We start from the raw sequence: 26,482 nt of genomic DNA on the forward strand, positions 1-26,482 counted from the left end.
GACACCGGCCACCGGCACCGGGGCTTTCGACGCGGAGGTTCCTGGCACCGGCGCTCCGGGTGCGTGGGTTTCCGGTACCGGGGTTCCGGGTGCGGGAACGCCGGACGTGGGAACTCCGGGGCCGGGGTTTCCTGGGAGAGGCGCTCCGGGTGCGTGGGTTTCCGGTACCGGGGTTCCGGGTGCGGGAACTGCGGGCGCGAGGTCTTCCGGTACGCGGGCTCGCGACGCCGCTACGACCGGCACCCGGGCCTCCCTGGCTCGGGCGTGGGTCTCCGACGCCGTGCCGCGCAGGGCCTCCGCTCGGAGCAGTGCCGCTCTCCGGAGGGCCGCGACGGCGGGGTCCTCGGGGTCGCCCGCCCTCCCGTGTGCCGCCGCCAGCACGTCCGGGACGCTCGTCAGACCGCCCAGCTCCGCGCGCAGCGAGCGGCCGAGCGACGTCACCGCGCCCTCGGCGCGTGCGCGGGCCCGGCAGTGGAAGGCCAGTTCGCAGGCGGACAGGCACTCGGGGGCGTAGGTCGCGGGGACCGCCTCGACGGCCGTGATCAGCTCCTCCGCCGGAAGGGCGGGGGAGAAGCAGCTGCCCTCGGGGAGGGCGGCCGCGATGTCCTCGACGCGGGTGAGCCGGGCGAGCTGGCGGCGGGTGACCGCGCGCTGCTTGCGGACGTCGACGGCCGAGGCGGCCGGGAGGTTGGAGAAGTCCTTCGGGCAGACCAGCAGGACGCGGTGGCGGACCTCGGGGGCGGGATCGAGGCGGGCGGCGACCTCCTCCAGGGCCAGCACGTACACCGCGGACTGCCGGGCGGCGGCGCCCACCTTGGCCGGGTCGGCCGAACCGTCCAGCATCGGGAACGACTTGATCTCGACGACCGTCCAGCCGCCGTCGGGGTGCACGACCACGGCGTCCGGCTCCAGGAAGGCGGCGGAGCCCGCGACGTCGAGGGCGAGCATGGGGTGGTCGAGCAGGGTCCAGACGCCGGCCTCGGTGGCCTCGCGCAGCGCCAGCGCCGTACGCGCGGCCCGCCCCTCGGGGCCGATCGCGCTCAGGTCGGGCACGGCACCGGCGCCGGGCGGCTCGGCGCCGGGGTCCAGCTTCTCGTGCACCAGCCGCAGCAGCTCGGCGCCGCCGTCGGCCTTGACCCGCGCTTCGAACGCGTTGCCCCGCATGAAGGCGAACTGCGACATACCGAACGCGGACGGCGCGCCGAGCGCACTCGCCAGCTTCGCCTTGTCCACGCCCGCCCCGTCCAGCAGGGCGCGGCGGTCGCACCCGGGGTTGGCCGCGAGCGCCGCGAGGGCGCGCGCGTCGAGCGCCTTCGGTGCGACGTCCGGACCGCGCAGCTCAGCGAGCTGCTGTCGCAGCGCTGTCCCCCGCGTCCGTGGGAGAGGCACCCTGCTCGGCTCCCGGCCCGGTTCGGGACTCGCGCTGTCGGGGAATTCGTTCACCCGTGGAAGTCTGGCACCCCGCACTGACAATCGTGGAACCCTCGCCCCGCGAGGCACCCGCGACCCACGGGACGCGGCCCTCCAGCAGCGTCCGCAGACGGTTCGCCGCCCGCATCACGAACGGGGTCAGGAGCAGGCCGGCCCCCATCACCGCGACGCCGGCGACGGCGTCCAGGAAGTAGTGGTTGGCCGTGCCCATCACGACGATCGTGGTGAACAGCGGGTAGACGACAGCGGCGACCTTGGCCGCGGGCGTACGGCCGTGGCGCCACAGCATCACTCCGCACCACAGCGCCCAGCCCACGTGCAGGCTCGGCATCGCCGCGTACTGGTTCGTCATCCCGCCCATACCGCGCGGCGCACTCGCCTCGCCGCCCCACCAGCCGTAGGAGCTGTACTGGGCCATCGTGTCGACGAAGCCGTGGCCGGGCGACAGCAGCCGGGGCGGACAGGTCGGCAGCAGGGTGAAGCCGATCAGGCCGATGAACGTGGAGGTCATCAGCCAGGTCCGAGCGGCGCGGTAGCGCACGGTCCGGGAGCGGAAGAGCCAGATCAGGATCGCGGGCGTCACCAGGTAGTGCAGCGACGCGTACCAGAAGTCGGCGGGCACGCCCAGCCAGGCCTCACGCGTGAACAGCCGGTTCAGCGGATGTTCGGCGTTGAGGTGAAGCAACTTCTCGATCCGCAGGATCGACAGGCCGTGGCCGACGGCGCCGTCGGTGTCGCCCCGGGCGAGCAGCCGGCCGGCCGTGTACGACGCGTACACGAGCAGGATCAGCGGGACCTCGGTCCACCACCGGAGCCGTGCCCGATCCGCCGCGGACGTGCGCGGCTCGGTCCACCGGCGCGACCGGGTGCGCGGTGCCGCTTCGGTACGCGGTGCATCGGTCTGCGGCATCCGATCGCCCTCCCCCATCTGCTCGTGCCCATCTGCTTGTGGTGACCCGACAGTCCGCTGTCCGCTGACGACGGTCCGTGGCCACGCCGGGATTTTACGGTGTACGCGAATGCCCCGAAGGGGCGCCCCGGATCTCAAAGACGCGGAGATCGCCCCCCGGGTTGCCCGGACCAGTGGTGAGCGATGATGGAATCACCCACTCCTCAAGTCGTCATCGAGTGAGCCATCTCTCACTCGTGCCGCCCGTTCCGGAAAGGCTCTTCTCAATGGCACCGCGCATCCTGCTGGCCCGGCACGGACAGACCGAATGGTCGCTGTCCGGAAAGCACACCGGCAGGACCGACATCCCGCTCCTGGAAGAGGGCCGGCGCGGTGCCAAACTGCTGGGCGAGCGGCTCCACCGGGCGCCCTTCGACGGGCTCCCCGGTGTCGAGGTGCGCACCAGCCCGCTCACGCGCGCGCACGAGACGTGCGACCTCGCCGGTTTCGGGGAGCGCGCGAGTACCTGGGACGTGCTCATGGAATGGGACTACGGCGCCTACGAGGGCATGACCCCGGCGGAGATCCAGGGCATCCGGCCCGGCTGGTTCATCTGGCGCGACGGCGTCCCTGAGGGGGAGACCCTGGAGCAGGTCACCGCGCGCGCGGACGAGGTCGTCTCACGGGCCCGCTCCGAGGACCGTGATCTGCTGATCTTCGCCCACGGCCACATCCTGCGTTCCATAGGCGCCCGCTGGCTGGGCCTTCCGCTGGACTTCGCGGCCCGTATCCGCCTCAACCCGACCTCTCTTTCGGTGCTCGGCTGGGCCTACGGGGAGCCCGCCGTCGAGGTGTGGAACGACTGCGGACACCTGAGCGCCTGACCGGTACCCGCGACGGCCCTCACGCCGTGCGCGGCAGGTTCGCGTGGCGGTCGAGGAACGTGGAGACGCCCGAGGCCCTGCGGTGCGGGAGCAGCACGCGGGCCGTTCCCGCCAGCATGGTCTGGATGCGGGAGGACTGGACTTCGTTCAGCAGGTCCAGGACGCGCAGACCGGCGAGGGCGGCCTCGTCGGGGCGGCCGCCGCGGGCCAGGTCGTCGGCGAGTTCGGCGGTGTAGAGGGCGATGTTGCGGGTGAAGTGCGGGTCCTGGAGGTGGGCGGCGCGGCGTGCGTGGCGGGCCGCCCGGGGCCAGTCGCCCAGCGTCGACCAGCACTGCGCTTCGAGACCCTCCAGTTCGGCCTCTCCGTAGAAGGTCATCCACTCGGGGTCGGTCTCCGAGGGGCCCCGCTCGTAGAGGGCCTGGGCGCGCGCCATCGCCTGTTCGCATCCCTTGCGGTCGGCGAGCCCGGCCCAGCCGCCCGCCTCGCGCAGCGCGAGCAGGGAGAGCAGGCGGGGGGAGCGCAGGGGGCGGGCGGCGCGCTGGGCCGCCTGGGCAGCGCGCACGGCCTCACGTGGGCGCCCCGCGTCGCGTGCGAGGAACGCCGTGTTGCAGAAGGCGTGCGCCTCGAGGCCCGGGTCGCCCGCCATCCGGGCGGTCGCGAGGGCCTCCGCGTAGTGCGAGCGCGCGTCGTCGAAGCGTCCCGAGTCGTGTGCCAACCAGCCCACCGAGATGGCCAGTTCACCGGCGCCGGAGTACAGCCGGTCCGCGGTGGCCTGCCGGGTGGTGCCGGCGTCCAGCAGCGCGTACGCCGTACGCAGGGGAGTCGCGGCGCGCCGGTAGAGGCCGTCGGCCCCGTGCCGGTCGTCGAGCAGCCGGATCTTGCGGACGGCCTCTTCGAGGGCGCCGGCCTCGGACGTGCCCGCCCGGTGGACGCGCCGTTCGGCCGCCGCGGCGCTGCCGCCGAAGGCGCCCGCGAAGGGTCCGAGTGAGGCCGCCGCCGCGGTGGCGGTGCCTCCGGTCATGAATGCGCGACGCTGCACGTCGCTCTCCTCGTGGTTCTGATCGCGTTTCTCGTACGGGTCGTACGGGTCGTACGAGTGGTGCGGGTCGTACGGGTCATGGGGGTCGTACGGATCGTGGGGGTCGTACGGATCGTGGGGGTCGTACGGATCGTGCGGGTGGTGCGCGGTGCGCGGGGCCCCGGGGTGGTGCGGACCCGGCATCTCATACGGCTCGTGCGCCCCGTCCGTCTCATATGGGGCGTGCGAGCGGTTGGTGGTGTGCGTGGGGGGTGCCTCGTCCATGTCGCGCGCCCCGCGTCCGCGAACCCATGAGCGGGGAGTGAAACCGAGGTCGGTCAACGTGCGGCCGGGGAACATGTGCAGGAACACCCGCTCGTACGCGTAGTTGGGACAGCGGATCTCGCCCGCCTCGACGCGCCCGATGTAGCGCGCGTCGCAGCTGACCCGCTCGCCGATCTCGCGCGCGGCCCTCCGCACCGCCGCGGCGAACTCGCCCGGGGAGCGCTGGCCGCGCAACCGCCGGAAGGCGAGATTCGGCCGTGGTGGCCGGGGGGACGGGGACGAGGTCACCGTTGACGACGCCATGGCCGGGCCCTCTCTTGCGAACCGTCGAACCATGCCGGAATCCGGGCCGAGTTGACCGGGTTGTGCCCAGTAGGTGCCCTGCTTCCGGCGGGGCAAGAACGTACCTGTTGTGACAACGCCGCCACGCTGGGTTTGGCTACAAAACGGATATCTCATCCACGATCTGCCATGAACTGCCATCCTTTGTGGCGGAGTTTCGCCGTAGCCGTTGACGTCCTGGCGCGTTGAACCGGGTGGACCGGGAGCCGCCCGAACTCCCGACCCACTCGTCATGAGGAGGGGTTCCGTTGGAGGCCGGGATGCAGATCACGCAGAGCACCGAGTTCCGTACACCGCCGTCGACCGCGCAGCACAGGCCGTCCCCGGAGTGCGGTGTTCCGCTGCGGCCGCCCACCGAGTGCGACTTGGTGACCGTGCCGGCCCGCCAGGGGCTGGAGGCGGTCGACATCCTGCGCCGGGTCGCGGCCGACTACGTAGGTCCCGTCCTGCACGATGGCGGCTGCGACACCCTCGGCTTCCTCGTGCCGCCCGGCACCGCTGACGCCTGGGACGTGCCCGGCAGCACCTGTACGCAGACCAACGGCCGCGGCCTGCGGCAGGCCCCCGAGCCCCCGGTCGAGGGCTCGGACTGGCTCCTCCCGCCCGGCGAGGCGGATCTCGCGACCGACCCGGCGGTGCTGCGGGCCGCGCTGGGCGAGGCCGCGCGGCTGATCGAGGCGGCGGACGGCTGCCGGTGAGCCCGCCGGGCCGTGACCGGTGACCGCCGCTCCCCGAGGCCCGTGCGCGGCCGGTCAGTGGACCCGGGACAGCTCCCGCGAGCCCTGCGGACGCCGGCCGGGGCGCCTCGGAGACGGCGCCGGAATTCTGCCACCGCCGGTCCGGGGCACCCCGCGGACCGCACCCGTGAGCCCTGGCGATCCTCCTTCGTGCACGCCGGTGACGGCATCCGTGAGCTGTCCCGGCGCCGGTCCGGGCACCCCGGGGACCGGTCGCTGAGCCGAGGCGTCGCCGGGCCCCGATAATGGCGGGATGGCAAGGGCGAGGAATCAGCGGGCGGACGACGGCCGCGACACGGGGCGGGGCGGGCGGCGCGGGCAGGCGGCGGCCGAGGCGGTCGTGGAGGCCGTGGACGGCGGGCTCGCCGAGCTGCTGCCCGACCGTGACCGGGCGCGCGCCTGGACCCTGCTCATCGACGGCGCCCCGCAGTCCCACGTCGATCTCGACGACCCCGCCTTTCTGAGCTTCGAGTACCAGCGCCGCCTCGGGCATGTCATCGACCTCGTCGCCCCGCCCGGCAAGCCCGTGCAGGTCGTGCACCTCGGCGGCGGCGCCCTCAGCCTGGCCCGCTACACGGCCGCGACCCGCCCCCGGTCCACCCAACAGGTCGTCGAACGCGACGCGGCCCTCGTCCGACTGGTGCGCCGCGAGCTGCCGTTGGATCCGAACGCCCGGATCAGGGTGCGTTCCACGGACGCCCGGGAAGGTCTCGCCAAGATCCCTGACGGATGGGCGGACCTGGTCATCGCGGACGTGTTCAGCGGCGCGCGCACCCCGGCACACCTGACGTCCGTCGAGTTCGTCATGGACGTCCGCCGGACGGTGAAGGACTCCGGGGTCTATGCCGCGAACCTCGCCGACGGCCCCCCGCTCGCCCACCTCCGGGGCCAGATCGCCACCGTGGCCTCCGTCTTCCCCGAACTCGCCCTCGTCGCCGACCCGACGGTGCTGCGCGGCAAACGCTTCGGGAACGCCGTCCTCGTCGCCTCGGGACGGCCGCTGCCGGTCGCCGAACTGACCCGCCGCGCCGCTTCCGACCCGCATCCCGCCCGGGTCGAACACGGCAAGGAGCTCATGGACTTCACGGGCGGCGCGTCCCCGGTCACGGACGCGGTGGCGGTCGCGTCACCGGCGCCGCCGCCGTCCGTCTTCCGCTGATCCGGCGTCAACACACCCTGCGTCCGCCGCTCGGGCACGTACGCCCGCCGGCCCGGTCCTGCCTGCTCCGGCCGCGTGCGTGCGCCCGCTCGCCGTGTCCGTCGGGTCAGTACGTCCCGATGTCCACATGCGGCGGCCCGTCGTGCCAGTCGCAGAACACCGACACCCGGTCGGCGCCCGAGCTGAACTCCACGCGGATCCACGTGTCCGTCTTCCACACCTGCATCGACCAGCCGGTGTTCGGCGTCGCGGACACCAGCGTCCCGTACGTGGCCGTGATGTCGAAGACCACCCGACCGCCGTCGGAGTCGTAGCTCTTGACCTGTCCGGAGGAGGTCGGGGAGGCCGTCGAGGCAGGGGAGGTGGGTGACGGACCACCGCTCGCCGGTGCGGACTTCGAGGGTGCCGCGCTCGGCTTCGGGCTCGTGGACGGCAGGTTCGGCGCGCCCTTGGACGGCTCGGGCCGCCGCGTCGAGGACGCCAACGGAGTCGTCTCCCGCGTCGTCGCACCGACCGCCGTGATGGGCAGGGCCCGCGGAGGGTCGTACGCCGTGCCCGTCATGACGGTGTGGACACCCCACCACGACAGCGTGACCGCCGCGCCCGTGGCGAGCGACCACGCGAGTACGTGTACGAGTCCTCTGCGCATCGCGGCCATACTGCACCACGAGCACCACGGGTGTCTCACGGCCCTGCCAAGATCCGGAATGTCCCCGGAGGGCGGGCCGGGATTGTCCACAGGCGCCCAACAAGGGTTGTCCACAGGCACCGGACGGCATCGCCCGGATGGCGTACGGTGCCGCCCATGGCAAGTGTGCTCGTTGTCGAGGACGACCAGTTCGTACGCTCGGCCCTCATCCGGCATCTGACCGAGGCCGCACACATCGTGCGCAGCGTCGGCACCGCCCTGGAGGCGCTGCGCGAGGTCGCCCATTTCTCCTTCGACGTCGTGATTCTCGACCTCGGACTGCCCGATCTGGACGGGTCCGAGGCCCTGAAGATGTTGCGCGGAATCACCGACGTCCCGGTGATCATCGCCACCGCGCGGGACGACGAGACGGAGATCGTCCGACTGCTGAACGCCGGCGCGGACGACTATCTGACAAAGCCGTTCTCGGTCGAGCACCTGTCGGCGCGGATGGCCGCTGTGCTGCGCCGCTCGCGCACCACCGTGGGTGACGCGCCCGTGTCGACGGTCATCCGCGTCGGCGGGCTCGCCATCGACCCGCTGCGCCGCCAGGCGGAACTGGACGGCGTACGACTCGACCTCACCCGGCGCGAGTTCGACCTGCTCGCGTTCCTGGCCGGGCGCCCCGGAGTCGTCGTGCCGCGCAAGGAACTGCTCGCCGAGGTGTGGCAGCAGGCCTATGGCGACGACCAGACCATCGACGTCCATCTGTCGTGGCTGCGAAGGAAGTTGGGGGAGACGGCGGCGCGTCCGCGTTATCTGCACACCCTGCGGGGCGTCGGCGTGAAGCTGGAGCCGCCGAGAGTGGAGCGGCCGCTATGAGGTGGGCACTGGTCAAGGTGTGCGTGGCGGTGACGACGATGGTCGTGGTCGCCTTCGCGGTCCCGCTGGGCCTGGTGATCAAGGAGATGGCGCGGGACCGGGCGTTCTCGAACGCCGAGCGGCAGGCCGCCGCCATCGCGCCCGCGCTCTCCATCACCACCGAACGGGACGAGCTGGAGCGCGTCGTCGCCTCGGCAGGCTCGGACGCCGGGATAGTCGTGCACATCCCCGCCGCCGACGGCAAGCCGGCGGTCGAGATCGGCAAGCAGCGCGCCGACGGCAAGGACATCGCCATGACCCGGCGGCTGGGCCGGGCCTCCACCACGGAAGTGCCCGGCGGATCCACGCTGCTCCAGCCCATCGCGCTCAGCTCCGGCGAGATCGCGGTCATCGAGGTGTACGTCCCCGAGGCCGAGGTCAGCAACGGCGTGGGTACGGCCTGGGCGGTCCTCGCCGCGGTCGGTGTCGCCCTCATCATCGGCTCCGTCGCGGTCGCCGACCGGCTGGGCGTGCGAATGGTGCAGCCCGCGCAGCGCCTCGCCGAGAGCGCGCACGAGCTGGGCGAGGGGAAGCTGGGCTCCCGTGTTCCCGAGGAGGGACCGACCGAACTGCGGCTGGCCGCCGTGGCCTTCAACTCCATGGCCGACCAGGTCGTCCAACTGCTCGCCAACGAACGGGAGCTCGCCGCCGACCTCTCGCACCGGCTGCGTACACCGCTGACCGTGCTCCGCCTCAACACCGCCTCGCTCGGCGACGGGCCGGCCGCCGAGCAGACCCGGGCCGCCGTCGAGCAGTTGGAGCGTGAGGTCGACACGATCATCCGGACGGCCCGGGAGGCCAAGCCGCAGACCGCGGCGATCGGCATCGGTGCCGGGTGCGACGCGTCCGAAGTCGTCCGGGAGCGCATGGACTTCTGGTCGGCGCTCGCCGAGGACGAGGGCCGCAAGGTGCGGGTGGCCGGAGTGGACCGGCCGGTCCGCATACCCGTGGCGCGCGCCGACCTGGCCGCCGCGCTCGACGCCCTCCTCGGCAATGTCTTCCGCCACACCCCCGAGGGCACGGCCTTCGCGGTCGATGTGCACAACGCCGAGGACGCCGTGATCATGCTGGTGTCGGACGCGGGCGCGGGAATAGTGGATCCGGTGGCGGCGATGGCACGCGGACGGGGCTCGGGCAACGACGGGTCGACCGGCCTCGGCCTCGACATCGTGCGTCGGCTCGCGGAGTCGACGGGCGGGGACGTACGGATCGGTTCCTCCGTGCTCGGCGGAACCGAGGTGCGTATCTGGATCCAGCTGGACGGGAGAGCGCCGGTCCGGAGCGGGCACCGGGGCAGGGTACGGCGCCGCAGGCGCGGTGCGGGCGTGCGCTGAGCCACGCCCGCGGGACGCGCCAAACCGCCCACATTGGTCTCGACCTTTAACGGCTCCCGATGCCTTCCTTAAGCGCGCCCTAAGATCCCCGACCTGCGTCCGGATCAAGCGGTTTGACCGATTCGCGATGGCTAGCGTGATGCCCGCACCCCCTGGGACGTCCCCAGCGAACCCCGTGAATCCGCGAAGGCAGGCACACGCGATGAGCAGTACGCACCGGCGCAAAGTCAGTGGCAGGAACAAGGCGATAGGCGGCATCGTCGCGGCGGCCGTGGCCGGTGGTGGCGCCTTCCTGTTCACCGGTATCGCGAACGCGGCGAGCGTCGGCGCCGCGTACACCAGGACCAGCGAGTGGTCCACGGGGTACACCGCGCAGTACGTCGTCTCCAACGACACGGGTCAGGCGAAGCCGGACTGGACGCTGGAGTTCGACCTGCCCTCGGGCTCCAAGCTCAGCTCGCTGTGGGACGCCACGTCGACGGTGAGCGGGCAGCACGTCACCGTGAAGCCGCCGTCCTGGGACAAGGACGGTCTGGCGGCCGGCGAGTCCGTCACCGTCGGCTTCGTCGTGAACGGCACCGCGAACCCGACGGGCTGTGTCATCGACGGCACCAAGTGCTCGGTGGACGACGGCGCGACGCCGGAGCCGAGCGGCCGTCCGACGCAGACCGCGACCCCGACGGCCACGCCCACCGCGACCGCGAGCGCGACGCAGAGCGCGATCCCGAAGCCGACGGCGACCGCCACCGCCACGGCCACCCCGACCCCCACGCAGACCTCGGGCGGCGGCACCACGACGTCGGCGGGCTTCGCGCCCTACGTCGACACCTCCCTCTACCCGGCCTTCGACCTGGTCAAGGCGGCCGACGCCACCGGCGTGAAGAACTACAACCTCGCGTTCATCACCGACGGCGGCGGCTGTACGCCGAAGTGGGGCGGCGTGAGCGACCTCGCGAGCGACGCGGTGGCGGCGCAGATCGGCGCGCTGCGCGCCAAGGGCGGCGACGTCCGGGTCTCCTTCGGCGGAGCCTCCGGCTCGGAGCTGGCCACGACCTGCTCCTCGGCGGACGCGCTGGCGGCGGCGTACGGCAAGGCCGTGGATGCCTACAAGCTCACGAAGGTCGACTTCGACGTCGAGGGCGGCGCGCTGCCCAACGCGACCGCGAACACGAACCGTGCGAAGGCAATCGCCAAGCTCCAGCAGCAGCACCCGGGCCTGGACGTCTCCTTCACCCTGCCGGTCCTGCCCCAGGGCCTCACCCAGGACGGCGTGAACCTCCTCTCCGACGCCAAGTCCAACGGCGTGAAGATCAACACCGTGAACATCATGGCGATGGACTACGGCCCGGCGTTCAGCGGTGACATGGGCGACCTTGCCCAGCAGGCCGCCACGGCCACCCAGGCGCAGATCAAGAGCGTCCTCGGCCTCTCCGACAGCGCCGCGTGGAAGACCGTCGCCATCACCCCGATGATCGGCGTCAACGACGTCGCCTCGGAGATCTTCAAGGTCGACGACGCCTCGCAGCTGGTGACCTTCGCGCAGGCCAAGGGCATCGGCTGGCTCTCCATGTGGTCCGCCGCCCGTGACAAGCAGTGCGCCGGCGGTGCCAAGAACTCCGCCGACGCGGTCTGCAGCTCCATCCTCCAGAGCGACGGCGCCTTCTCGAAGGCGTTCGCGGCTCTCAAGTAGCCACTGCGAAACGGGGGTTGCGCGCCCCGGCCGGACTTCTCCACCCCCCACCCGGCCGGGGCGTCGTAGTCGGTTCGCGAAAAGAGCCTGGGCCGTGTCCGGTGATCTTCCGGACGCGGCCCAGGCCCTTTCTCTTCCTCACTGTCTCCGATGCGGCCCCCAGGGGTCGTCCTTGAGCGCGCGGAGCAGACCGGCCAGCGCGTGCGGCGTGGAGGTGGCGACGTCACAGGGCTGGTCGCTCTCGCGGAGGTGGATGTGACCGGACACCGCCGCCGCCAGTTCCACACAGTTGCCTTCGCCGCCCGTGCTGAACGAGGACTTCTGCCAGACGAGTCGGGGCATGGGGGGTTCCTTTCACAGGGCGTACATGACGTGCTGGATCAGGCTCAGGGAGTCGCGTGACGCGTGCGATTCCGGGGCCGACTCGGGGTCGACCGGCGCCAGCGCCAGCTCCGACAGCCGCTCGAACATTTTTGTGTACTCATCGAGATGGTTCGCATCCCGGAGGAAGAGGGAGTTCGTCGGGTGCTCCAGGTAGACCGTCTCCAGTTCGGGCGCGGCGCTTCCGTAGAGGACGAACGACTGGGTGTGGGCCGCGTAGATCCCCGCCTGGAACGGGTACACCTGTACGGCCACGTTGGGCAGCCGCGATATCTCCATGAGCCGCAGCAGTTGCCGCCGCATGACCGCCGAGCCCCCCACGTGCGTGTGCAGCGCGGCTTCGTGAACCACGGCCCGGTACGTGACCGGGGACCCGCCGGTGAGCACGCGCTGCCGGGCCAGGCGGAACTCCGCGTAGCGGTGGGCGCGTCGACGGTCTCTCTCGGTGGCTTCCAGCACCGCGCGGGCGTATTCCTCGGTCTGGAGCATTCCGGGGATCACGAGCGGTTCGTGCGTCCGCAGCACCGTCGACAGGGATTCCAGTTCCGCCAGGTCCCGGGCCGCCGGTCCGATGGTGTCGTTGAACTCGTCCCACCACCCCTTGCCGTTCTCCTGGGACATCGCCATCAGCGCGTCGAAGTAGGGACCGGCCGGGCAGCCGTACTCCTGGAGAACCTTGTGCAGGCGGTTGCGCGAGACATCGATGCGTCCGGTCTCGATATTGCTGATGCGGGCACGGTCGGCGTCGAGGATGGCCGCCGCGCGCTCGCCGGAGAGCCCGGCGCGGACGCGCAGTTTGCGCAGCTCCGCACCGAGCCTGCGCTGGCGCTCGCTCGGGTTGCTCCTGGGTGCCATGGCCGACCTCCTCGCGGAGCAGTCTGCCGATCTCGACGCCTGCGAGTCGCCGACGCGTCGGCACGTCACCCGCGTGGGTGACATAAGGGGGAGACGCTTGCGCCGGAGGAAAACATTTCCCTACCGTCGAGGCGATCCACCTCGCCTCCGCGCCCGAGGAAGTACCCCCGATCTCAACGGAGTTGAGGACCAAGGGCCTGGTCACCGCGGCGCGCAACCCGAAGGAGCCCCCTCCGATGGAGGATCACCGACGCCCCACCGACGTCTCCCTCGTCTTTCCGCCCCACCCCGTCTGGGTGCGCACCGCCCGGGAGACGGTCCGCACCCTCCTCACCGCGTCCCACCGGCCCGAACTCACCGACATCGCGGTGCTCCTGACCTCCGAGGCGGTCACCAACGCCGTCAACGCGTGTACCGGCCGGGGCTGTTCGGCGCCGGTGACGCTGCGCGCCGGCTGGGCCGGCCCACGCCGCCTCCGTGTCCTCGTCCACGACGAGGCTCCGGGTCTTCCCGACTGCCGTACCCCCGGCCCCGATGAAGAGGGAGGCCGGGGGATGCAGCTCATCTCGAACGGTGCCGACGCCTGGGGCGTGTGCGGGCATGGGCCGGGGCGGGGCAAGGCGACCTGGTTCGAGCTGGGCCGGTCAGACCTCCGCGGGTGACCGTCCGGGGGCGGGGGCGGACGTCTCCTCGGGAGACGGGCCCTCGCTGAGGCCGAGCCGTCCGTGCACCGCGCGCAGCGGCTTCGGGGCCCACCAGGCGGCGCGGCCCAGCAGCCGCATGGCGGCCGGGACGAGCACTCCCCGTACGGCCACCGCGTCGATCAGGATCGCCAGACCGCTGCCGAGGCCGAACATCTGGATGAAGCTGACGTGCGCCGTGCCGAAGGCGAAGAAACTCACCGCGAGCAGCCCGGCGGCCATGGTCACGATCCGGCCGGTGTGCGAGAGCCCGCTGGTGACCGCGGTCTCGGTGTCGGCTCCCGCGTCGTGGAGCTCCTTGATACGGCTGGTCACGAACACCTCGTAGTCCATGGACAGACCGAAGGCGATGCAGAACATCAGCACGGTCATCGAGGTGTCCATCGGCTGTGGCGTGAAGCCGAGCAGGGAGGACAGATGGCCGTCCTGGAAGATCCACACCATGACACCGATGGCCGCGGTGAGGCTGACGGCGTTCAGGACCAGGGCCCGCAGGGGCTGGACCACGCTGCCGGTGAAGAGGAACAGGATCAGGAAGGTGCTGCCGGCGACCAGGCCGATGGCGGCCGGGAGCCGGTCCGCGATCGAGGACTTGGAGTCGACCAGCCGGGCGTCCGTGCCGCCGACCAGCGCCTCGGTCCCGCCGGGCGCGTCGACGGCCCGTACGGCTTTGACCAGGTCCTGGGCCTCGTCCGATTTGGGGGTGAGGCCCGTGACGACGCTGATCCGCTGGGCGTCGGGGCGGCCGAGCGAGGCGGCGGCCGGTCCGGGCGGACCGGAACGGCCGTCGGTGTAGGTGCCGGCGGAGGTCTCGACCCGGGCCGCGCCGTCGAGCCGCGACAGCGTGGTCGCGTACGTGCTGAGTTCGCCGCGTGACACCGGACCCGTCGTCACGATCTGCACCGCCGACTCGTCGCTGCCGGTGAAGTCGTGCTGCACGGCGGTGGCGACCTGCCGGCTCTGCGCGCTCTCGGGCAGGACCCGTTCGTCGGGTGTGCCGAAGACGACGCCGAGCAGTGGGGAGGCCGCGAGCAGCAGGACGGCCAGGACCGGGAGCGCGGTCAGGGCGGGCCTGCGCATCACCGTGCGGGACAGCCTCGCCCAGAGCGGGGCCTCGGCGCTGCGCACGGTCTTCGCCCAGGGCAGACGGCCCTTGTTGACGCGGTGGCCCAGCAGGGCGAGCAGGGCCGGCATGACCAGCAGCGCGCTCAGGGCGGCGATGGCCACCACGCCGATGCCCGCGTAGGCGAAGGAGCGCAGGAAGAACTGCGGGAATACCAGCAGCGCGGCGAGCGCGGCGGCGACGGTCGCGGCGGAGAAGGCGATGGTGCGTCCGGCGGTGCGGACCGTGTGCCGCAGGGCGTCCGGGACCTCGGCGCCCTCCGCGAGGTGTTCGCGGAAGCGGCTGATCATGAGCAGCGCGTAGTCGATGCCGAGGCCCAGGCCCAGCGCGGTGGTGAGGTTGATCGAGAACACCGAGACGCTGGTGAGGCTGCCCAGCACGTAGAGCTCGGCGAAGGTGCCGACGATCGCGATCAGCCCGATGGCCAGCGGCAGCATGGCCGCCACGACACTGCCGAAGGCGATCACCAGCAGGACGAGGATCAGCGGTACGGCGATGGCCTCGGCCACCGCCAGATCCTTGGCGACCTGGGTGGGTACCTCGTCGCCGACCGCTGCCTCGCCGCCGGCCCGCACGGTCAGCCCGTTCCGGTCGCCGGTGTACCGGCCGATGACCGCCGAGGCGTTGTCGCCCTGCTGGGTGTCGTCGCCCTTGACGTGGGCCAGTACGAGGGCCTGCCTGCCGTCCCGGGAGGCCAGCGCGGAGGCGCCGGTGTCCCAGTACGAGATCACGTTCGACAGGGCGGGCTCGTTCTTGAGCCGGGAGGTCAGGTCGCGCCCGGCGCGGTCGGCGGCCGGGGAACCGATGGCCCCGCCGTCGTCGGACCGGGCGAGCAGGACGAGGTTGCTCTCGCCGCCGAACTTCTGGTCGATGAGGGCCTGCGCGCGGGCCGAGGGTGCGCTCGGATCCTCGAAGCCGCCGCTCTGGAGCTTGCCGAACGCCCCGAGTCCGACGGCGGCCATGGCGACCACGGCCACCGCGGCGAGGGCGAGCAGAAGTCGGCTCCGATGGAGGGCCAGCTGCGCGATGCGATTGAACACGGTGATCGCCTCCGAATGTTTACGCCGTTAACATCGACGATGGCATAGGATGTTAACGGCGTCAACTTCAAAAGGGAGAGGCGCGGCGGGGGTCGGAACGGGGGTGCGGGTGGAACCACCGATTCGGGCAGGATGGAGTCATGGAATCGATCACGGGCGGCAGAGCGGACACCGGCGGTGACGCGAGGGCCGAGGGCGACACCGGCCCCGGCGCGGGAGTCGACGGCGGCTCCCGTACGGGTGGGACGGGCGCCCCGGGTGCGGATGCCGGCCCGGGTGCCGACGAAGGCTCCGGTGCGGACGGCCGGCGGAAGGCGGGTGCCCCCACGCGGCCCGGTGGCGGCAAGTCGCGGTACCACCACGGCGATCTCCGCAACGCCCTGATCGAGGCCGCGGTCGAACTCGCGAAGGAGGGTGGCCCCGAGCGGGTCGTGCTGCGGGAGGCCGCCCGCAGCGTCGGCGTGTCACCCACCGCCGCCTACCGCCACTTCGAGGGCCAGGGGGAACTGCTGGAGGAGGTGAAGAGCTACGGCCAGCAGGCGCTCGCCGCCTCGATGAAAGCGGCCGTACGCGCCCTGCCCGCATCCGACGACCCGGGCGAGGCGGCGGTGCGCAGGACCGAGGCCGTCGGGCGCGGCTACGTCCGCTTCGCGATCGAGCACCCCGGCCTCTACCGCGCCGCCTTCTGCCGCACCGCGGCGGCGGCGGAGCACGACTTCACCGGCCTCGGAGTGCCCGACACGGGGGCCGAGTTCGCCGCGTTCAGGGAACTCTGCGACACCCTCGACGCCCTGGTCGCGACGGGCCGGATGCGGCAGGAGAACCGTCCCGCCGCCGAGGCGGCCGCCTGGGCGACCGTGCACGGCCTGTCCCTGCTCATCCTCGACGGCCCACTGGCCCTCCTGCCGCCGGACCAGCGCGACGCGGTGGTGGAACGAACCCTGACCACGATCGTCGCGGGGCTCATCCGCTAGAACCTGTCCCAGGGGGTGACCGACAGCCGGGCGCCGCCACCGGCCGGGTGTGATGCGTGCTCGTACCGGGTGTGATGCGTGCTCGTACGGACAGCGGGGCCGGGTGGTGCGACAGGCGATGCGGCAGGTCTGTGACTCAGCTCACCAGGAAAAGGTGACAGGACGTTGTCGCGGACGGCTGCGACTGTCGACAGCATGACGATCACAGACGAGGACTGCCTCGCCGAGACCCTGAAGTTCAACGAGTGCTTCGCCGCCGCCGCGAGCCGCCCGGCGCGCGAAGGGGTGCCGGACGCAACCCTGCTGGCCGCCCTGCGGCGCAACCGGCTCGCCGGCGACACGCCACCAGTGAGACTGCCGCAGGGCCAGGACCGCGTCATTGCGGGCGGGGTGAAGGTCCGCGTGTTCGTACCCGACCACATCGACGGCGTGTACCTGCACATACACGGAGGCGGCTGGGCGTTCGGCTCCGCGGACGGGCAGGACGAGAGGCTGTGGCGGCTCGCCGAGCAGGCGCGGTTGGCCGTGGTCGGCGTGGAGTACCGCCTCGCGCCGGAACATCCGTTCCCGGCCGGGCCCGACGACTGTGAAGCGGCCGCCCGATGGCTGGTGGACCACGCCGCCGCCGAGTTCGGTACTCAACGGCTCCTGATCGGTGGCGAGTCGGCCGGTGCCCACCTGAGTGTCGTGACACTGCTGCGCCTTCGCGACCGGCACGGCATCACCGGCGCGTTCCGGGCGGCCCACCTGCTTTTCGGCCCCTATGACCTGTCGATGACACCGAGCCAGCGATTGTTCGGATCGAAGCGGCTGCTGAGCAACACCGAAACGCTGCGCGGCAGTTATGAGCTGTTCACACCGGGAATGGGGACGGAACAGCGCCGCGATCCCGAAGTCTCACCGCTGTTCGCCGACCTGGCAGGCCTGCCGCCCGCCCGAATCGTCGTCGGCACCGAGGATCCGCTCCTGGACGACTCGCTGTTCCTGGCCCAACGCTGGCAGGCGGCGGGTGCGCCTGTGCAGCTCGGTGTCGTCGCCGGCGCGATGCACGGCTTCACCCTGTTCCCACTGACCATCACCGAGCGGGAACTGCGGCGCGAGCGGGACTTCCTGTCCACCGCGGGAGGGTAGCGTCGGCAGCGTGAACCGCACTGCTCGGCTCTATGCGCTGGTGGAAGAGTTGCGTGCGGCGGCGCCCAGGCCGCTGACGGTCGCCGCGCTCGCCGCGCGATTCGAGGTGAACGCCCGCACGGTGCAGCGTGACCTCCAGGCGCTGATGGAGGCCGGTGTCCCGGTACGCGCCACCTCCGGGCGGGGCGGTGGCTGGTCGATCGACCCGGAGATGACCCTGCCCCCGATCCGTTTCACCGCCGCCGAAGCCTCGGCACTGGCCGTCGCGCTCGCCGCGGCGGACGCCTCCGCCCCGTACGCCGGTGCGGCCCGCACGGCGGCCCAGAAGATCGCGGCTTCGATGACCGGTCCCGCCTCGGCGGCGGCGCAGGAACTCGCCGAACGGATCGTCACACTGTCCACCCCGACCGACTCCACGGTCCGCGCCGCAGTGGAGCAGGCACTCACCACGAACTCGGTCCTGCGGCTGTCCTACATCGACGCGGCAGGACGCGAGAGCGACCGAGTGGTGGAGCCGGCCGGACTGCTGACCGTCGACGGCCGGTGGTACCTCATCGCCTGGTGTCGCACGCGACAGGCCGGCCGGGGCTTCCGGCTCGACCGCATCACCGCGGCGGCTCCAGCCGATGAGCAGGCGCAGCCCCATGATCTGACCCGGCTGCTGCTCGGCTCGGCCGCGGCGGGCGCGGTGCGGCCCACCGCGCTGGCCTCGCTCGCGCACCCGCCCAGGAAACGGAAGGCACCGCCCCGGTGAACCGTCCCGTCACCGCACCAGGGGTGTCGTTCGGATCGCCCGGGGCCGAGAGGGATCGCGTGGGCGAGGTCCGTGCGGTGGGGGAACGCGGTCGAACGTGCCGGGGCGCGGCACCCCCCTCGGGTGTCGCGCCCCGTCCCCCGTGGCCCCCGGACCCCGTGGCCCCGGCGATGGCCTACTCGGCGGGCGTCACCGGCGCCAGCGTTCCCGTGCGGGCCGCCCGGCTGTACCAGTGGGCGCTCGACTTCGGGGTGCGGATCTGGGTCGCGTAGTCGACGTAGACCGCGCCGAAGCGCTTGCCGTAGCCGTAGGCCCACTCGAAGTTGTCCATGAGGGACCAGAGGTAGTAGCCGCGGACGTCCGCGCCGTCGGCGATCGCGCGGTGCACGGCGGACAGGTGGCCGTTGAGGTAGGCGATGCGCTCGGGGTCGTGGACGCGGCCGTCCGGGTCCGGCTTGTCGTCGTAGGCCGCGCCGTTCTCCGTCACGTACAGGGGCAGGCCCGGCGCCGCACGGGTGTACCGCATGATCAGGTCGTGCAGGCCCGTCGGGTCGATCGTCCAGCCCATCTCCGTGCGCTCGCCCGGGGTCTGGTGGAACGCGACGTCGTCCGCGCCCGGCCAGGGGGAGTGCGAACTGGCGCCGTGGCCGTCCGCGCGCGGACCGTCCGCGGGAGCGGCGGACGCCGAAACCAGCGTCGGTGTGTAGTAGTTGAGGCCGAGCGCGTCCAACGGCTGGTGGATCGCCGCGAGATCGCCGTCCTGGACGAACGACCAGTCGGTGATCGACCGCGTCGCCGTGAGCAAGGTCTGAGGGTAGGCACCGTGCAGCATCGGGCCGTGGAAGACGCCGTTGGCCAGGTCGTCGATGCGCTGGACCGCGTCCAGGTCCGCCGGATCCTGCGAAACCGGCCTGACCACGGAGGAGTTGAGGCTCACCGCGACCGAATTGCGGGCCGGCATCACGGAACGGAGCGCCGAAGTGCCGAGCCCGTGCGCCAGGTTCAGATGGTGGGCCGCGCGCAGCGCCGCCGCCGGGTCCGTCCGGCCGGGGGCGTGCACCCCGGAGCCGTACCCCAGGAAGGCGCTGCACCAGGGCTCGTTCAGCGTGATCCACTGCTCCACGCGGTCGCCCAGCGCCTCGCCCACGATCTGCGCGTACTCGGCGAAACGCAGCGCCGTCTCGCGCTCGGGCCAGCCGCCCGCGTCCTCCAGCTCCTGCGGCAGGTCCCAGTGGTAGAGGGTGACGGCCGGCTTGATGCCGTGCGCCAGCAGCTCGTCCACCAGACGCCGGTAGAAGTCCAGGCCGCGCTGGACCGCGGGGCCCCGGCCGGTCGGCTGCACCCGCGACCAGGAGACCGAGAAGCGGTACGCGCCCAGTCCGAGGTCCGCCATCAGGGCCACGTCGTCGCGGTAGCGGTGGTAGTGGTCGACAGCGATGTCACCGTGCTCGCCACCGGCCGTCTTGCCAGGCGTATGGCTGAAGGTGTCCCAGATCGAGGGCGTGCGGCCGTCCTCCCGTACCGCCCCTTCGATCTGGTACGCGGAGGTCGCCGCGCCCCAGAGGAAGGCCGGAGGGAAAGTCACGGGCGTTACGGACTCAGGCATGGAAGCGCTCCCAAGGGGGGTCGTGAAGACCGACGGGTTGGAGGAGGGGAGAAGCGGCGGGACTGAGGGGGCCGAGGCGGCGGTGACCCGGCCCCCTGGAGGGCGGTCAGCCCTTGATCGCGCCCTGCATGATCCCGCCCACGATCTGCTTGCCGAACAGGAGGAAGGCGATGAGCAGCGGCAACGTGCCGAGCAGCGCGCCCGCCATGATCACGGCCTGGTCGGGGATGTAACCGGTTCCCAGCGCCATGAGGGCGACCTGCACCGTCGGTTCCTGCTGGTTCAGGGCGATGATCGGCCACAGGAAGTCGTTCCAGGCCATCACGAACGTCAGCAGTCCGAGCACCGCCATCGCCGGGCGAGCCGCCGGGAAGACGACGTGCCACACCACGCGCAGACTGCTGGCGCCGTCGACCCGTGCCGCCTCGATCAGTTCGGTGGGCAGCGCCTGCACCAGGTACTGCCGCATGAAGAACGTGCCGAAGGCGCTCACCAGGGTGGGCAGGATGACTGTCTGCAGCTGGTTCGACCAGCCCAGGTCGCTCATCCACAGATACAGCGGTACGACGGCGAGCTGCGGCGGGATCATCATCGTGCCGATGGTCAGCAGCAGAAGAAGACCGGAGAACTTGAACCGCAGCTTGGCGAAGGCGAACCCGGCGAGCGTGGAGAACACGACCGTACCGACGGTGATGGTTCCGGCGACGATCGTGGAGTTGACCATCGCGGTGCCGAGCCCGGCCTGTTCCCACGCGGCCTGGAGGTTCTTGAACAGGTTCCCGCCGAACCACAGCGGCGGCGGTGTCTGCGCCAGCCGCTGGTTGTTGCGTGACGCCGCGATGGCCGTCCAGACCAGCGGAGCGAGCGAGACCAGCGCGAAGACGATCAGGACGCCATAGGTGACCGGGCCCGCATGCAGTTGCTTGCCCGCGCCGAGCACCCGACGGCGTCCGGGGACCCGGCCGGCCCGGGTTCCCTTCGCCTCCGCCTGAGGGGAAGTCAGTTCAGTGGTGGTCATTGGGATTTCCTCAGCCGTCGGGTGATCAGCAGGTTGATCGCGGCGACGATCAGCAGGATCAGGAACATCGTCCATGCGATCGCTGATGCCTTGCCGAGGTTGCCGATGCCCCAGCCCTGGTCGTACATGTACAGGCCGAGCGTCTGGTACTGGTGCGCGGAGCCGCCCTTCGAGCCGCTGACACCGCCGAACAGGAGCGGCTCACCGAACAGCTGCGTCGCGCCGATCGTGGACACGACCACGGTGAAAAGGATCGTCGGCCGCAGCATGGGGATCGTCACGTGGCGGAACTGCTGCCAGCGGCCCGCGCCGTCGAGAGCCGCCGACTCGTACAGGTCGGCGGGGATCGCCTGCATCGCCGCGAGGTAGATCAGCGCGTTGTAGCCGGTCCACCGCCAGATCACGATCGAGGAGACGGCGAACTGTGAACCCCAGTCCGACTCACGCCAGTTGATCGGATGGACCCCGACGAAGTGCAGCAGCCAGTTGATCATGCCGCCGTCCCACGAGTACAGCAGCGTGAAGACGAGCGTCGCCGCCGCCACCGAGGTGGCGTACGGGGTGAGCATCACGACCCGCCACACGGTCGAGCCGCGCAGCCGGTAGTTGAGCAGGTGGGCGATCCCCAGTGCCATGAGCAACTGCGGGACCGTGGAGATCACGCCGATGGTGAAGGTGTTCTCCAGAGCGTTCCAGAAGAACTCCGAGGACAGCAGGTTCTTGTAGTTGTCCAGGCCGGCCCAGGTCTGGTGGTCCAGGCCGGACAGCTGCACGCTGTGCAGCGAGTACCAGGCCGTGTAGAGCAGCGGTACGAGTCCGAAGGCACCGAAGATGATGAAGAAGGGGGCGATGAACGCGTACGGCGACGCCTTCATGTCCCAGCGGTACAGCCGGCTGCGCCAGGAATCCGGACCGGGCGCCGGCGTACCGCGACCCTGAGCGCCCCGGGCCGCGCCCGGCTGTGAGCCGGGCGCGGCGTCGGCGCTCGTCGCGGTCTGCGCGAGAGCCTGCTTGGGGCTGGTCACTGGCCGAGCACGTCCTTGATCTCTGCCTTTGCCGCGTTCCAGCCCTGGTCGGGCGTCTTGCCCTTCTGCTCGACCTGGAGGATGCCCACGTCGGTGATCGCGGTGCCGATCGGCTGGTCCTTGGTGCCGAAGATCTGGACCGGGATGGTCTTCGCCGAGTCGGCGAAGATCTGCGTGATCGGGGCATCGGAGAAGTACGCCGTGGTGTCGGCGGCCGGCTTCAGGGTCGCGTACGCCGCCGGGGTCGACGGGAAGCTGGCCTGCTTGGCGAAGACCTTCGCCTGCTGCTCGGGAGCGGTCAGCCACTTGGCCAGCGCGACGGCCTCCTTCTGGTGCTTGCCCGCCACCGGCACGCCGATGAACGAGCCGCCCCAGTTGGCCGCGGTCGGCGCGGCCGCCACGTCCCACTTGCCCTTGCCCGAGTCACCGGACTTCTGCTCGATGTAGCCGATCATCCACGCGGGGCAGGCCACCGTCGCGAACGAGCCCTTGGCGAAGCCCTGGTCCCACGTCGGGTCGAACTGCTTCAGCTTCGCCGACATGTTGCTGGTCGCCACCGCCATCGCGGCGTTCCAGGACTTCTTCACCCCCGAGGACTTGTCCCAGATGACGTTGCCGTCCTTGTCGTAGTACCGCTCGCTCTCGCCACCGAGCGCCGCGTTGTAGACCGAGGAGGCGGAGTCCACGAACTTGGTGCCGCTCGGCGCCTTCTTCATGTAGTCCTTGCCGACGGCGACGTACTTGGACCAGTCGCCCTTCCACTGCGCGGCGAGCTTGGTGCGGTCCGTCTCCAGACCGGCCTTCGCGAACAGGTCCTTGCGGTAGCAGATCGCCATCGGACCGATGTCGGTGCCGAGCCCGATCGTCTTGCCGTCCTTGGTGGTGGCCTGGGCGGTCTTCCAGTCCAGCCACTGCGACTTGTCGACCTCCTTGCCGAGGTCGACGAACTTGTCGGCCTGGGTCTGGACGGCCTCGGTGATGTTGCCGATCTCGATCGCCTGGATGTCGTCCGTGCCGGAACCGGCCTGCAGACGGGTGAGCGTCTTGGGCCAGTAGACGTCGGTACGAGTGGTGACGTTCTCCTTGATCGAGATGTTCGGGTGCAGCTTCATGTACTCGTCGTAGAGGCCGGCCTCCTTGTAGCCGAACACCCCGAACGTGCCGATGGTCAGCGTGGTCTTGCCCTTGCTTCCCCCGTCCGCGTTCGAACCGCTGTCCGAGTCCTTGGAACAGCCGGCCAGCAGCCCTGCGGTCATCGCTGCGACGGCCGCGATGGCCCCCAGCCTGCGGGACCGGCGGGTACTCGTGCGCATTGCGTCCTCCTGTTGCCTGACGTGCCGACCCCCCGGCCAACTGCATTGGTGGCGCCCGTTGTTACTCGCTGCGGCTCGGGCGGGGAACGTGCGGGTTGTGTATGTGTCAGGTACTGTGGGAGCGCTCCCACCAGTGATGTGTTGAAGAGTCGTCGGTTCGGGCGGGGGTGTCAAGGGTGGGAGAGCGGAGAGATGCGTTCAGTTATCGGCCTGTTAGCTGAAGATGTCATTCCGCCACGTGGCCAGAAGAGTCTCATGGCCCGTCCGGCGCCCGAAGACGGCCGCCCGGTGCGACAAGGGCTTCCGGGGTGGTGGCCCAGTGTCGCTCGGTTCGCCGGACGAGGCTGTTAGATTCCAGGCCAACTTGGTGTCGACGGGAGGTGGAGCCCATGGCAGTCCACGGAGCGCGGGGCCGCAGCGGTGGGCGGCCGACCCTCGAAGAGGTGGCAGCGCGCGCAGGAGTGGGCCGCGGCACGGTCTCCCGGGTGATCAACGGCTCGCCGCGGGTCAGCGACGCGACCCGCGCCGCGGTCGAGGCGGCGGTCGCGGAGCTCGGGTACGTCCCGAACACGGCGGCCCGCGCCCTCGCGGCCAACCGCACGGACGCGATCGCCCTGGTCGTCCCCGAACCCGAGACCCGGTTCTTCGCGGAACCGTACTTCTCGGACATGCTGCGCGGTGTCGGTGCCGAACTCTCCGAGACCGAAATGCAGTTGTTGCTGATATTCGCGGGCAGTGACCGGGAGCGGCAGCGCCTCGCCCAGTACCTGGCGGCGCACCGGGTGGACGGTGTCCTGCTCGTCTCGGTGCACGCCGACGACCCGCTCCCCGACCTGCTCTCCCAACTGGAGATCCCGGCGGTGATCAGCGGCCGGCGCTCGGCGGAGGAGACGCTTCCGTCGGTGGACTCCGACAACTTCGGCGGCGGGCGCGCGGCCGTGGAGCACCTGATCGCCCGGGGCCGCCGCTCGATCGTGCACCTGGCCGGCCGCATGGACGTCTACGGCGCCCAGCGACGCGTCGACGGCTACCGCCAGGGCCTGCTCGACGCGGGCCGCGTGGTGGACGACCGGCTGATCGTCCCCGGCGACTTCACCGAGGAAGGGGGCCGGCGCGCCATGTCCCTGCTGCTGGAGCGCTGCCCCGACCTCGACGCGGTCTTCGCCGGCTCCGACGTCATGGCGGCGGGCGCCCGGCAGGTGCTGCGCGAGAGCGGCCGCCGCATCCCGGACGACGTGGCGCTCATCGGCTACGACGACTCCGCCATCGCCCGGCACATGGATCCGCCCCTCACCAGCGTCCGCCAGCCCATCGAGGAGATGGGCCGCGCGATGATCGACCTCCTCCTCGGCGAGATCGCGGACCGCCGCCCCGCGGTCTCCCGGGGGCTGGAGAAGCGGCAGCTGGTGCTGCCGGCGGAACTGGTGGTGCGGGCATCGTCGTAGGGCGCCCGGATTCACTCGGGTCGTCCGGCCTGCGGCTTCTGTCCTTCGCGGGCGGCCGGGTAGGGCAGGCTGGCGTTCATGGTCCTCCATCCCTTGCTCGGAGTCGATGAAGTGCCCGCCGTGGAGCCGTATCTGGGCCGGGTGGGCGAGGTGTTCAGGGTGTTCGGGGAGCAGGACTCGGGGTGTGTGTCGTACGGAGTGCGACTGCTCGACGGGGCCCGGTGGTTCGTCAAGGAGGCGGTCAACGAACACGGTCGCTGTTCACTCGAACGAGGATGGGCTTTTCACCGGGCCGTCCGGCACACGGCGATCGTCCCGCAGGTCCACCGGATCGCCGTGCGGGACGGCTGGGCGGTGGTCATGCCCTGGCGCGCGGGCGAGGTGCTGTACCACTCCACCGCGGGCGGGCCGCACGACCGCATGAGTCCGGGCAGTCCGATGTCCCGCTTCCGGTCGCTGCCCGCCGCCGAGGTGCTGCGCGCCTTCGACCGGGTCCTCGACGCCCACCTCGCCGTGGAGGCCGCCGGCCATGTCGCCGTCGACTTCTACGACGGCGCGCTGCTCTACGACTTCACCGCCGGCTCCGTCCACCTCATCGACCTCGACGAGTACCGGCCCGGCCCCTTCGTCCTCGACGACGAACGGCTGCCGGGCTCACGACGGTTCATGGCCCCCGAGGAGTTCGTGCGCGGCGCCGTCATCGACACCCGTACGACCGTGTTCACCCTCGGCCGCACCGCCCGCGTCCTGCTCGACGCGGGTGACGAGGGACGCGCCTGGCGCGGCACCGCGCGGCAGTTGGCGGTCGTCGAACGGGCCACCTTCCCCGCTCCGGACGACCGCTTCGCCGACGTGCACCGCTTCGCGGCCGCCTGGCGGGCGGCCGGGGCGTCCCGGGAGCGTTGAGGTCACCGTCCTGCCGTCAGCTCCCAGCGGACCTCGCCGTCCTGGAGGGCGTCGGTCGCGGTGAGTCCCGCCGCCGCGGCGACGGCGGCGGACGCGTGGTGAGCGGGGTGCACATGCGCCACGACGGTTCCGACGGGGAACGCGCGGACCACGTGCCGGACCAGCGCCCCCGCCGCCTCCACCGCGTATCCCCGCCCCTGCCAGGGCGTGCCCACCACCCAGGCGACCTCCGCGACCTCTCCCGAGACGGTCGCCTGGACCGTCCCCACCAGGCATCCCCGCGTACGCTCCCGCAGCACCCAGTTGCACCAGAGCACGGCGGGATCGGGTGAGCCCGCGACGAGCCGCTCGTACCGTGCCCGCAGCGCCTGCGGAGTGTCCGGCGCCCCGCCGATGAACACGTGCAGCGCCGGATCCGACAGCACCTCGGCCATCTCCTCGGCATGCTCGACACGCAACGGGAGGAGATCGAGCCGGGCGGTGGCGGTCGTCGGCTCGGTGACCGGGCCGGGGCCGGCCTCGGCGGGGTGACCTCGGCGGAGGGCTGCGGGGGCGGAGGGTTCTTCGGGGTGACGCACGAGGGGAGCGTACGGGCTGTGGGCTTGCGCCTGCTTTCCCGGATCCAGGCTCCCGGGCTCCCGGAGCCCCGGCGGAACGATGCCGACGAGGCGTCCGGGAACGCAATCAGCCGGTGACCTGTTCAACAGGTCACCGGCTGATTACTCAGGGTGAGTGACGGGACTTGAACCCGCGGCCACCTGGACCACAACCAGGTGCTCTACCAACTGAGCTACACCCACCATGTCCGGTCTTCGTGTTTCTCCGACCGGCCGAGAAAAAGTGTACAGGGTCCGAAGGGGTGCTCGCGCACGGCTTTTTCCGGGGCCCATCA

General features: G+C 71.4%; 23 protein-coding genes, 1 tRNA gene and 1 pseudogene. 12 read left to right on the forward strand and 13 right to left on the reverse strand.

Going from position 1 to position 26,482, the window contains the following annotated elements:
- Positions 1 to 276: 276 nt before the first annotated feature.
- Both ACZ4N5_RS14870 and ACZ4N5_RS14875 read right to left on the reverse strand, forming a co-directional pair.
- A pseudogene (locus ACZ4N5_RS14870) lies at positions 277 to 1,389 on the reverse strand (hypothetical protein); the annotation flags it as partial.
- Positions 1,340 to 2,341, reverse strand: a complete 1,002-nt coding sequence (locus tag ACZ4N5_RS14875; protein WP_467757489.1) for a phosphatase PAP2 family protein — start codon at positions 2,339 to 2,341, stop codon at positions 1,340 to 1,342. The gene ACZ4N5_RS14875 and the pseudogene ACZ4N5_RS14870, both read right to left, overlap by 50 nt.
- Before the next feature lie 266 nt (positions 2,342 to 2,607).
- Here ACZ4N5_RS14875 and ACZ4N5_RS14880 point away from each other — a divergent pair, with 266 nt between their 5' ends.
- Complete coding sequence (locus ACZ4N5_RS14880; protein ID WP_467757490.1) at positions 2,608 to 3,204, forward strand: histidine phosphatase family protein; 597 nt, start codon at positions 2,608 to 2,610, stop codon at positions 3,202 to 3,204.
- A gap of 19 nt (positions 3,205 to 3,223) precedes the next feature.
- Here the strand turns inward: ACZ4N5_RS14880 and ACZ4N5_RS14885 are convergent, their stop codons facing one another.
- A complete protein-coding gene (locus tag ACZ4N5_RS14885; RefSeq protein ID WP_467757491.1) occupies positions 3,224 to 4,810 on the reverse strand; it encodes a hypothetical protein in 1,587 nt (528 codons plus the stop codon).
- A gap of 299 nt (positions 4,811 to 5,109) precedes the next feature.
- Between ACZ4N5_RS14885 and ACZ4N5_RS14890 the strand changes: the two genes are divergently transcribed.
- Together ACZ4N5_RS14890 and ACZ4N5_RS14895 are read left to right on the forward strand one after the other, a co-directional pair.
- On the forward strand, positions 5,110 to 5,547 hold the full coding sequence (locus ACZ4N5_RS14890; protein WP_467757492.1) for a hypothetical protein: 438 nt from the start codon (positions 5,110 to 5,112) through the stop codon (positions 5,545 to 5,547).
- Positions 5,548 to 5,839: 292 nt separating this feature from the next.
- The gene (locus tag ACZ4N5_RS14895; protein WP_467757493.1) at positions 5,840 to 6,745 is read left to right on the forward strand and encodes a spermidine synthase; all 906 of its coding nucleotides are present in this window, start codon (positions 5,840 to 5,842) and stop codon (positions 6,743 to 6,745) included.
- Positions 6,746 to 6,851: 106 nt separating this feature from the next.
- On the opposite strand, the gene ACZ4N5_RS14900 is transcribed toward ACZ4N5_RS14895, so the two are convergent.
- Complete coding sequence (locus ACZ4N5_RS14900) at positions 6,852 to 7,394, reverse strand: hypothetical protein (protein ID WP_467757494.1); 543 nt, start codon at positions 7,392 to 7,394, stop codon at positions 6,852 to 6,854.
- A gap of 156 nt (positions 7,395 to 7,550) precedes the next feature.
- On the opposite strand from ACZ4N5_RS14900, the gene ACZ4N5_RS14905 reads away from it, so the two are divergent.
- The 3 genes from ACZ4N5_RS14905 to ACZ4N5_RS14915 all read left to right on the forward strand — a co-directional run bounded on the left by ACZ4N5_RS14905 (position 7,551) and on the right by ACZ4N5_RS14915 (position 11,318).
- Complete coding sequence (locus ACZ4N5_RS14905; RefSeq protein WP_261703598.1) at positions 7,551 to 8,255, forward strand: response regulator transcription factor; 705 nt, start codon at positions 7,551 to 7,553, stop codon at positions 8,253 to 8,255.
- On the forward strand, positions 8,252 to 9,628 hold the full coding sequence (locus tag ACZ4N5_RS14910) for a sensor histidine kinase (RefSeq protein ID WP_467757495.1): 1,377 nt from the start codon (positions 8,252 to 8,254) through the stop codon (positions 9,626 to 9,628). The genes ACZ4N5_RS14905 and ACZ4N5_RS14910 overlap by 4 nt, the downstream gene beginning before the upstream one ends.
- Positions 9,629 to 9,830: 202 nt before the next feature.
- Entirely contained in the window at positions 9,831 to 11,318 is a 1,488-nt protein-coding gene (locus ACZ4N5_RS14915) for a glycoside hydrolase family 18 protein (RefSeq protein WP_467757496.1), read from the forward strand.
- 138 nt (positions 11,319 to 11,456) lie between these two features.
- Here the strand turns inward: ACZ4N5_RS14915 and ACZ4N5_RS14920 are convergent, their stop codons facing one another.
- Positions 11,457 to 11,660 carry a DUF397 domain-containing protein gene (locus ACZ4N5_RS14920; protein WP_467757497.1) on the reverse strand — a complete coding sequence of 68 codons (204 nt, stop codon included), beginning with the start codon at positions 11,658 to 11,660 and terminating at the stop codon, positions 11,457 to 11,459.
- 12 nt (positions 11,661 to 11,672) lie between these two features.
- Entirely contained in the window at positions 11,673 to 12,554 is an 882-nt protein-coding gene (locus ACZ4N5_RS14925; protein ID WP_467757498.1) for a helix-turn-helix domain-containing protein, read from the reverse strand.
- Positions 12,555 to 12,790: 236 nt separating this feature from the next.
- On the opposite strand from ACZ4N5_RS14925, the gene ACZ4N5_RS14930 reads away from it, so the two are divergent.
- A complete protein-coding gene (locus ACZ4N5_RS14930; RefSeq protein ID WP_467757499.1) occupies positions 12,791 to 13,216 on the forward strand; it encodes an ATP-binding protein in 426 nt (141 codons plus the stop codon).
- Here the strand turns inward: ACZ4N5_RS14930 and ACZ4N5_RS14935 are convergent.
- Positions 13,199 to 15,418, reverse strand: coding sequence for an MMPL family transporter (locus tag ACZ4N5_RS14935; RefSeq protein WP_467757500.1), 2,220 nt, complete (start codon positions 15,416 to 15,418; stop codon positions 13,199 to 13,201). The two genes, ACZ4N5_RS14930 and ACZ4N5_RS14935, sit on opposite strands and share 18 nt — an antisense overlap.
- Before the next feature lie 140 nt (positions 15,419 to 15,558).
- Here ACZ4N5_RS14935 and ACZ4N5_RS14940 point away from each other — a divergent pair, with 140 nt between their 5' ends.
- The 3 genes from ACZ4N5_RS14940 to ACZ4N5_RS14950 all read left to right on the forward strand — a co-directional run bounded on the left by ACZ4N5_RS14940 (position 15,559) and on the right by ACZ4N5_RS14950 (position 18,277).
- On the forward strand, positions 15,559 to 16,392 hold the full coding sequence (locus ACZ4N5_RS14940; RefSeq protein ID WP_467757501.1) for a TetR/AcrR family transcriptional regulator: 834 nt from the start codon (positions 15,559 to 15,561) through the stop codon (positions 16,390 to 16,392).
- 195 nt (positions 16,393 to 16,587) lie between these two features.
- Positions 16,588 to 17,523: an alpha/beta hydrolase gene (locus ACZ4N5_RS14945; RefSeq protein ID WP_467757502.1), complete on the forward strand. Its 936-nt coding sequence runs from the start codon at positions 16,588 to 16,590 to the stop codon at positions 17,521 to 17,523.
- Positions 17,524 to 17,533: 10 nt separating this feature from the next.
- Positions 17,534 to 18,277: a helix-turn-helix transcriptional regulator gene (locus ACZ4N5_RS14950; protein ID WP_467757503.1), complete on the forward strand. Its 744-nt coding sequence runs from the start codon at positions 17,534 to 17,536 to the stop codon at positions 18,275 to 18,277.
- A 175-nt stretch (positions 18,278 to 18,452) separates the two neighbouring features.
- Here the strand turns inward: ACZ4N5_RS14950 and ACZ4N5_RS14955 are convergent, their stop codons facing one another.
- From ACZ4N5_RS14955 to ACZ4N5_RS14970, 4 genes are all read right to left on the reverse strand, one after another.
- Positions 18,453 to 19,883, reverse strand: a complete 1,431-nt coding sequence (locus ACZ4N5_RS14955; RefSeq protein WP_467757504.1) for a GH1 family beta-glucosidase — start codon at positions 19,881 to 19,883, stop codon at positions 18,453 to 18,455.
- A gap of 106 nt (positions 19,884 to 19,989) precedes the next feature.
- Positions 19,990 to 20,901 (reverse strand): carbohydrate ABC transporter permease, encoded by a 912-nt coding sequence (locus tag ACZ4N5_RS14960; protein ID WP_467757505.1) that lies wholly within the window; start codon positions 20,899 to 20,901, stop codon positions 19,990 to 19,992.
- Positions 20,898 to 21,926, reverse strand: a complete 1,029-nt coding sequence (locus tag ACZ4N5_RS14965; RefSeq protein ID WP_467757506.1) for a carbohydrate ABC transporter permease — start codon at positions 21,924 to 21,926, stop codon at positions 20,898 to 20,900. Before ACZ4N5_RS14965 ends, ACZ4N5_RS14960 begins: the two co-directional genes overlap by 4 nt.
- A complete protein-coding gene (locus tag ACZ4N5_RS14970; protein ID WP_467757507.1) occupies positions 21,923 to 23,239 on the reverse strand; it encodes an ABC transporter substrate-binding protein in 1,317 nt (438 codons plus the stop codon). Before ACZ4N5_RS14970 ends, ACZ4N5_RS14965 begins: the two co-directional genes overlap by 4 nt.
- A gap of 389 nt (positions 23,240 to 23,628) precedes the next feature.
- Here ACZ4N5_RS14970 and ACZ4N5_RS14975 point away from each other — a divergent pair, with 389 nt between their 5' ends.
- Entirely contained in the window at positions 23,629 to 24,684 is a 1,056-nt protein-coding gene (locus tag ACZ4N5_RS14975; RefSeq protein WP_467757508.1) for a LacI family DNA-binding transcriptional regulator, read from the forward strand.
- 78 nt (positions 24,685 to 24,762) lie between these two features.
- Complete coding sequence (locus ACZ4N5_RS14980; protein WP_467757509.1) at positions 24,763 to 25,590, forward strand: serine/threonine protein kinase; 828 nt, start codon at positions 24,763 to 24,765, stop codon at positions 25,588 to 25,590.
- A 2-nt stretch (positions 25,591 to 25,592) separates the two neighbouring features.
- Here ACZ4N5_RS14980 and ACZ4N5_RS14985 read toward each other — a convergent pair whose 3' ends face one another.
- Both ACZ4N5_RS14985 and ACZ4N5_RS14990 read right to left on the reverse strand, forming a co-directional pair.
- A complete protein-coding gene (locus ACZ4N5_RS14985; protein WP_467757510.1) occupies positions 25,593 to 26,168 on the reverse strand; it encodes a GNAT family N-acetyltransferase in 576 nt (191 codons plus the stop codon).
- Between the two features lie 149 nt (positions 26,169 to 26,317).
- Positions 26,318 to 26,390, reverse strand: a tRNA-His gene (locus ACZ4N5_RS14990).
- Between the last annotated feature and the right edge of the window lie 92 nt (positions 26,391 to 26,482).

The organism is Streptomyces sp. NPDC026500 (assembly GCF_055567635.1).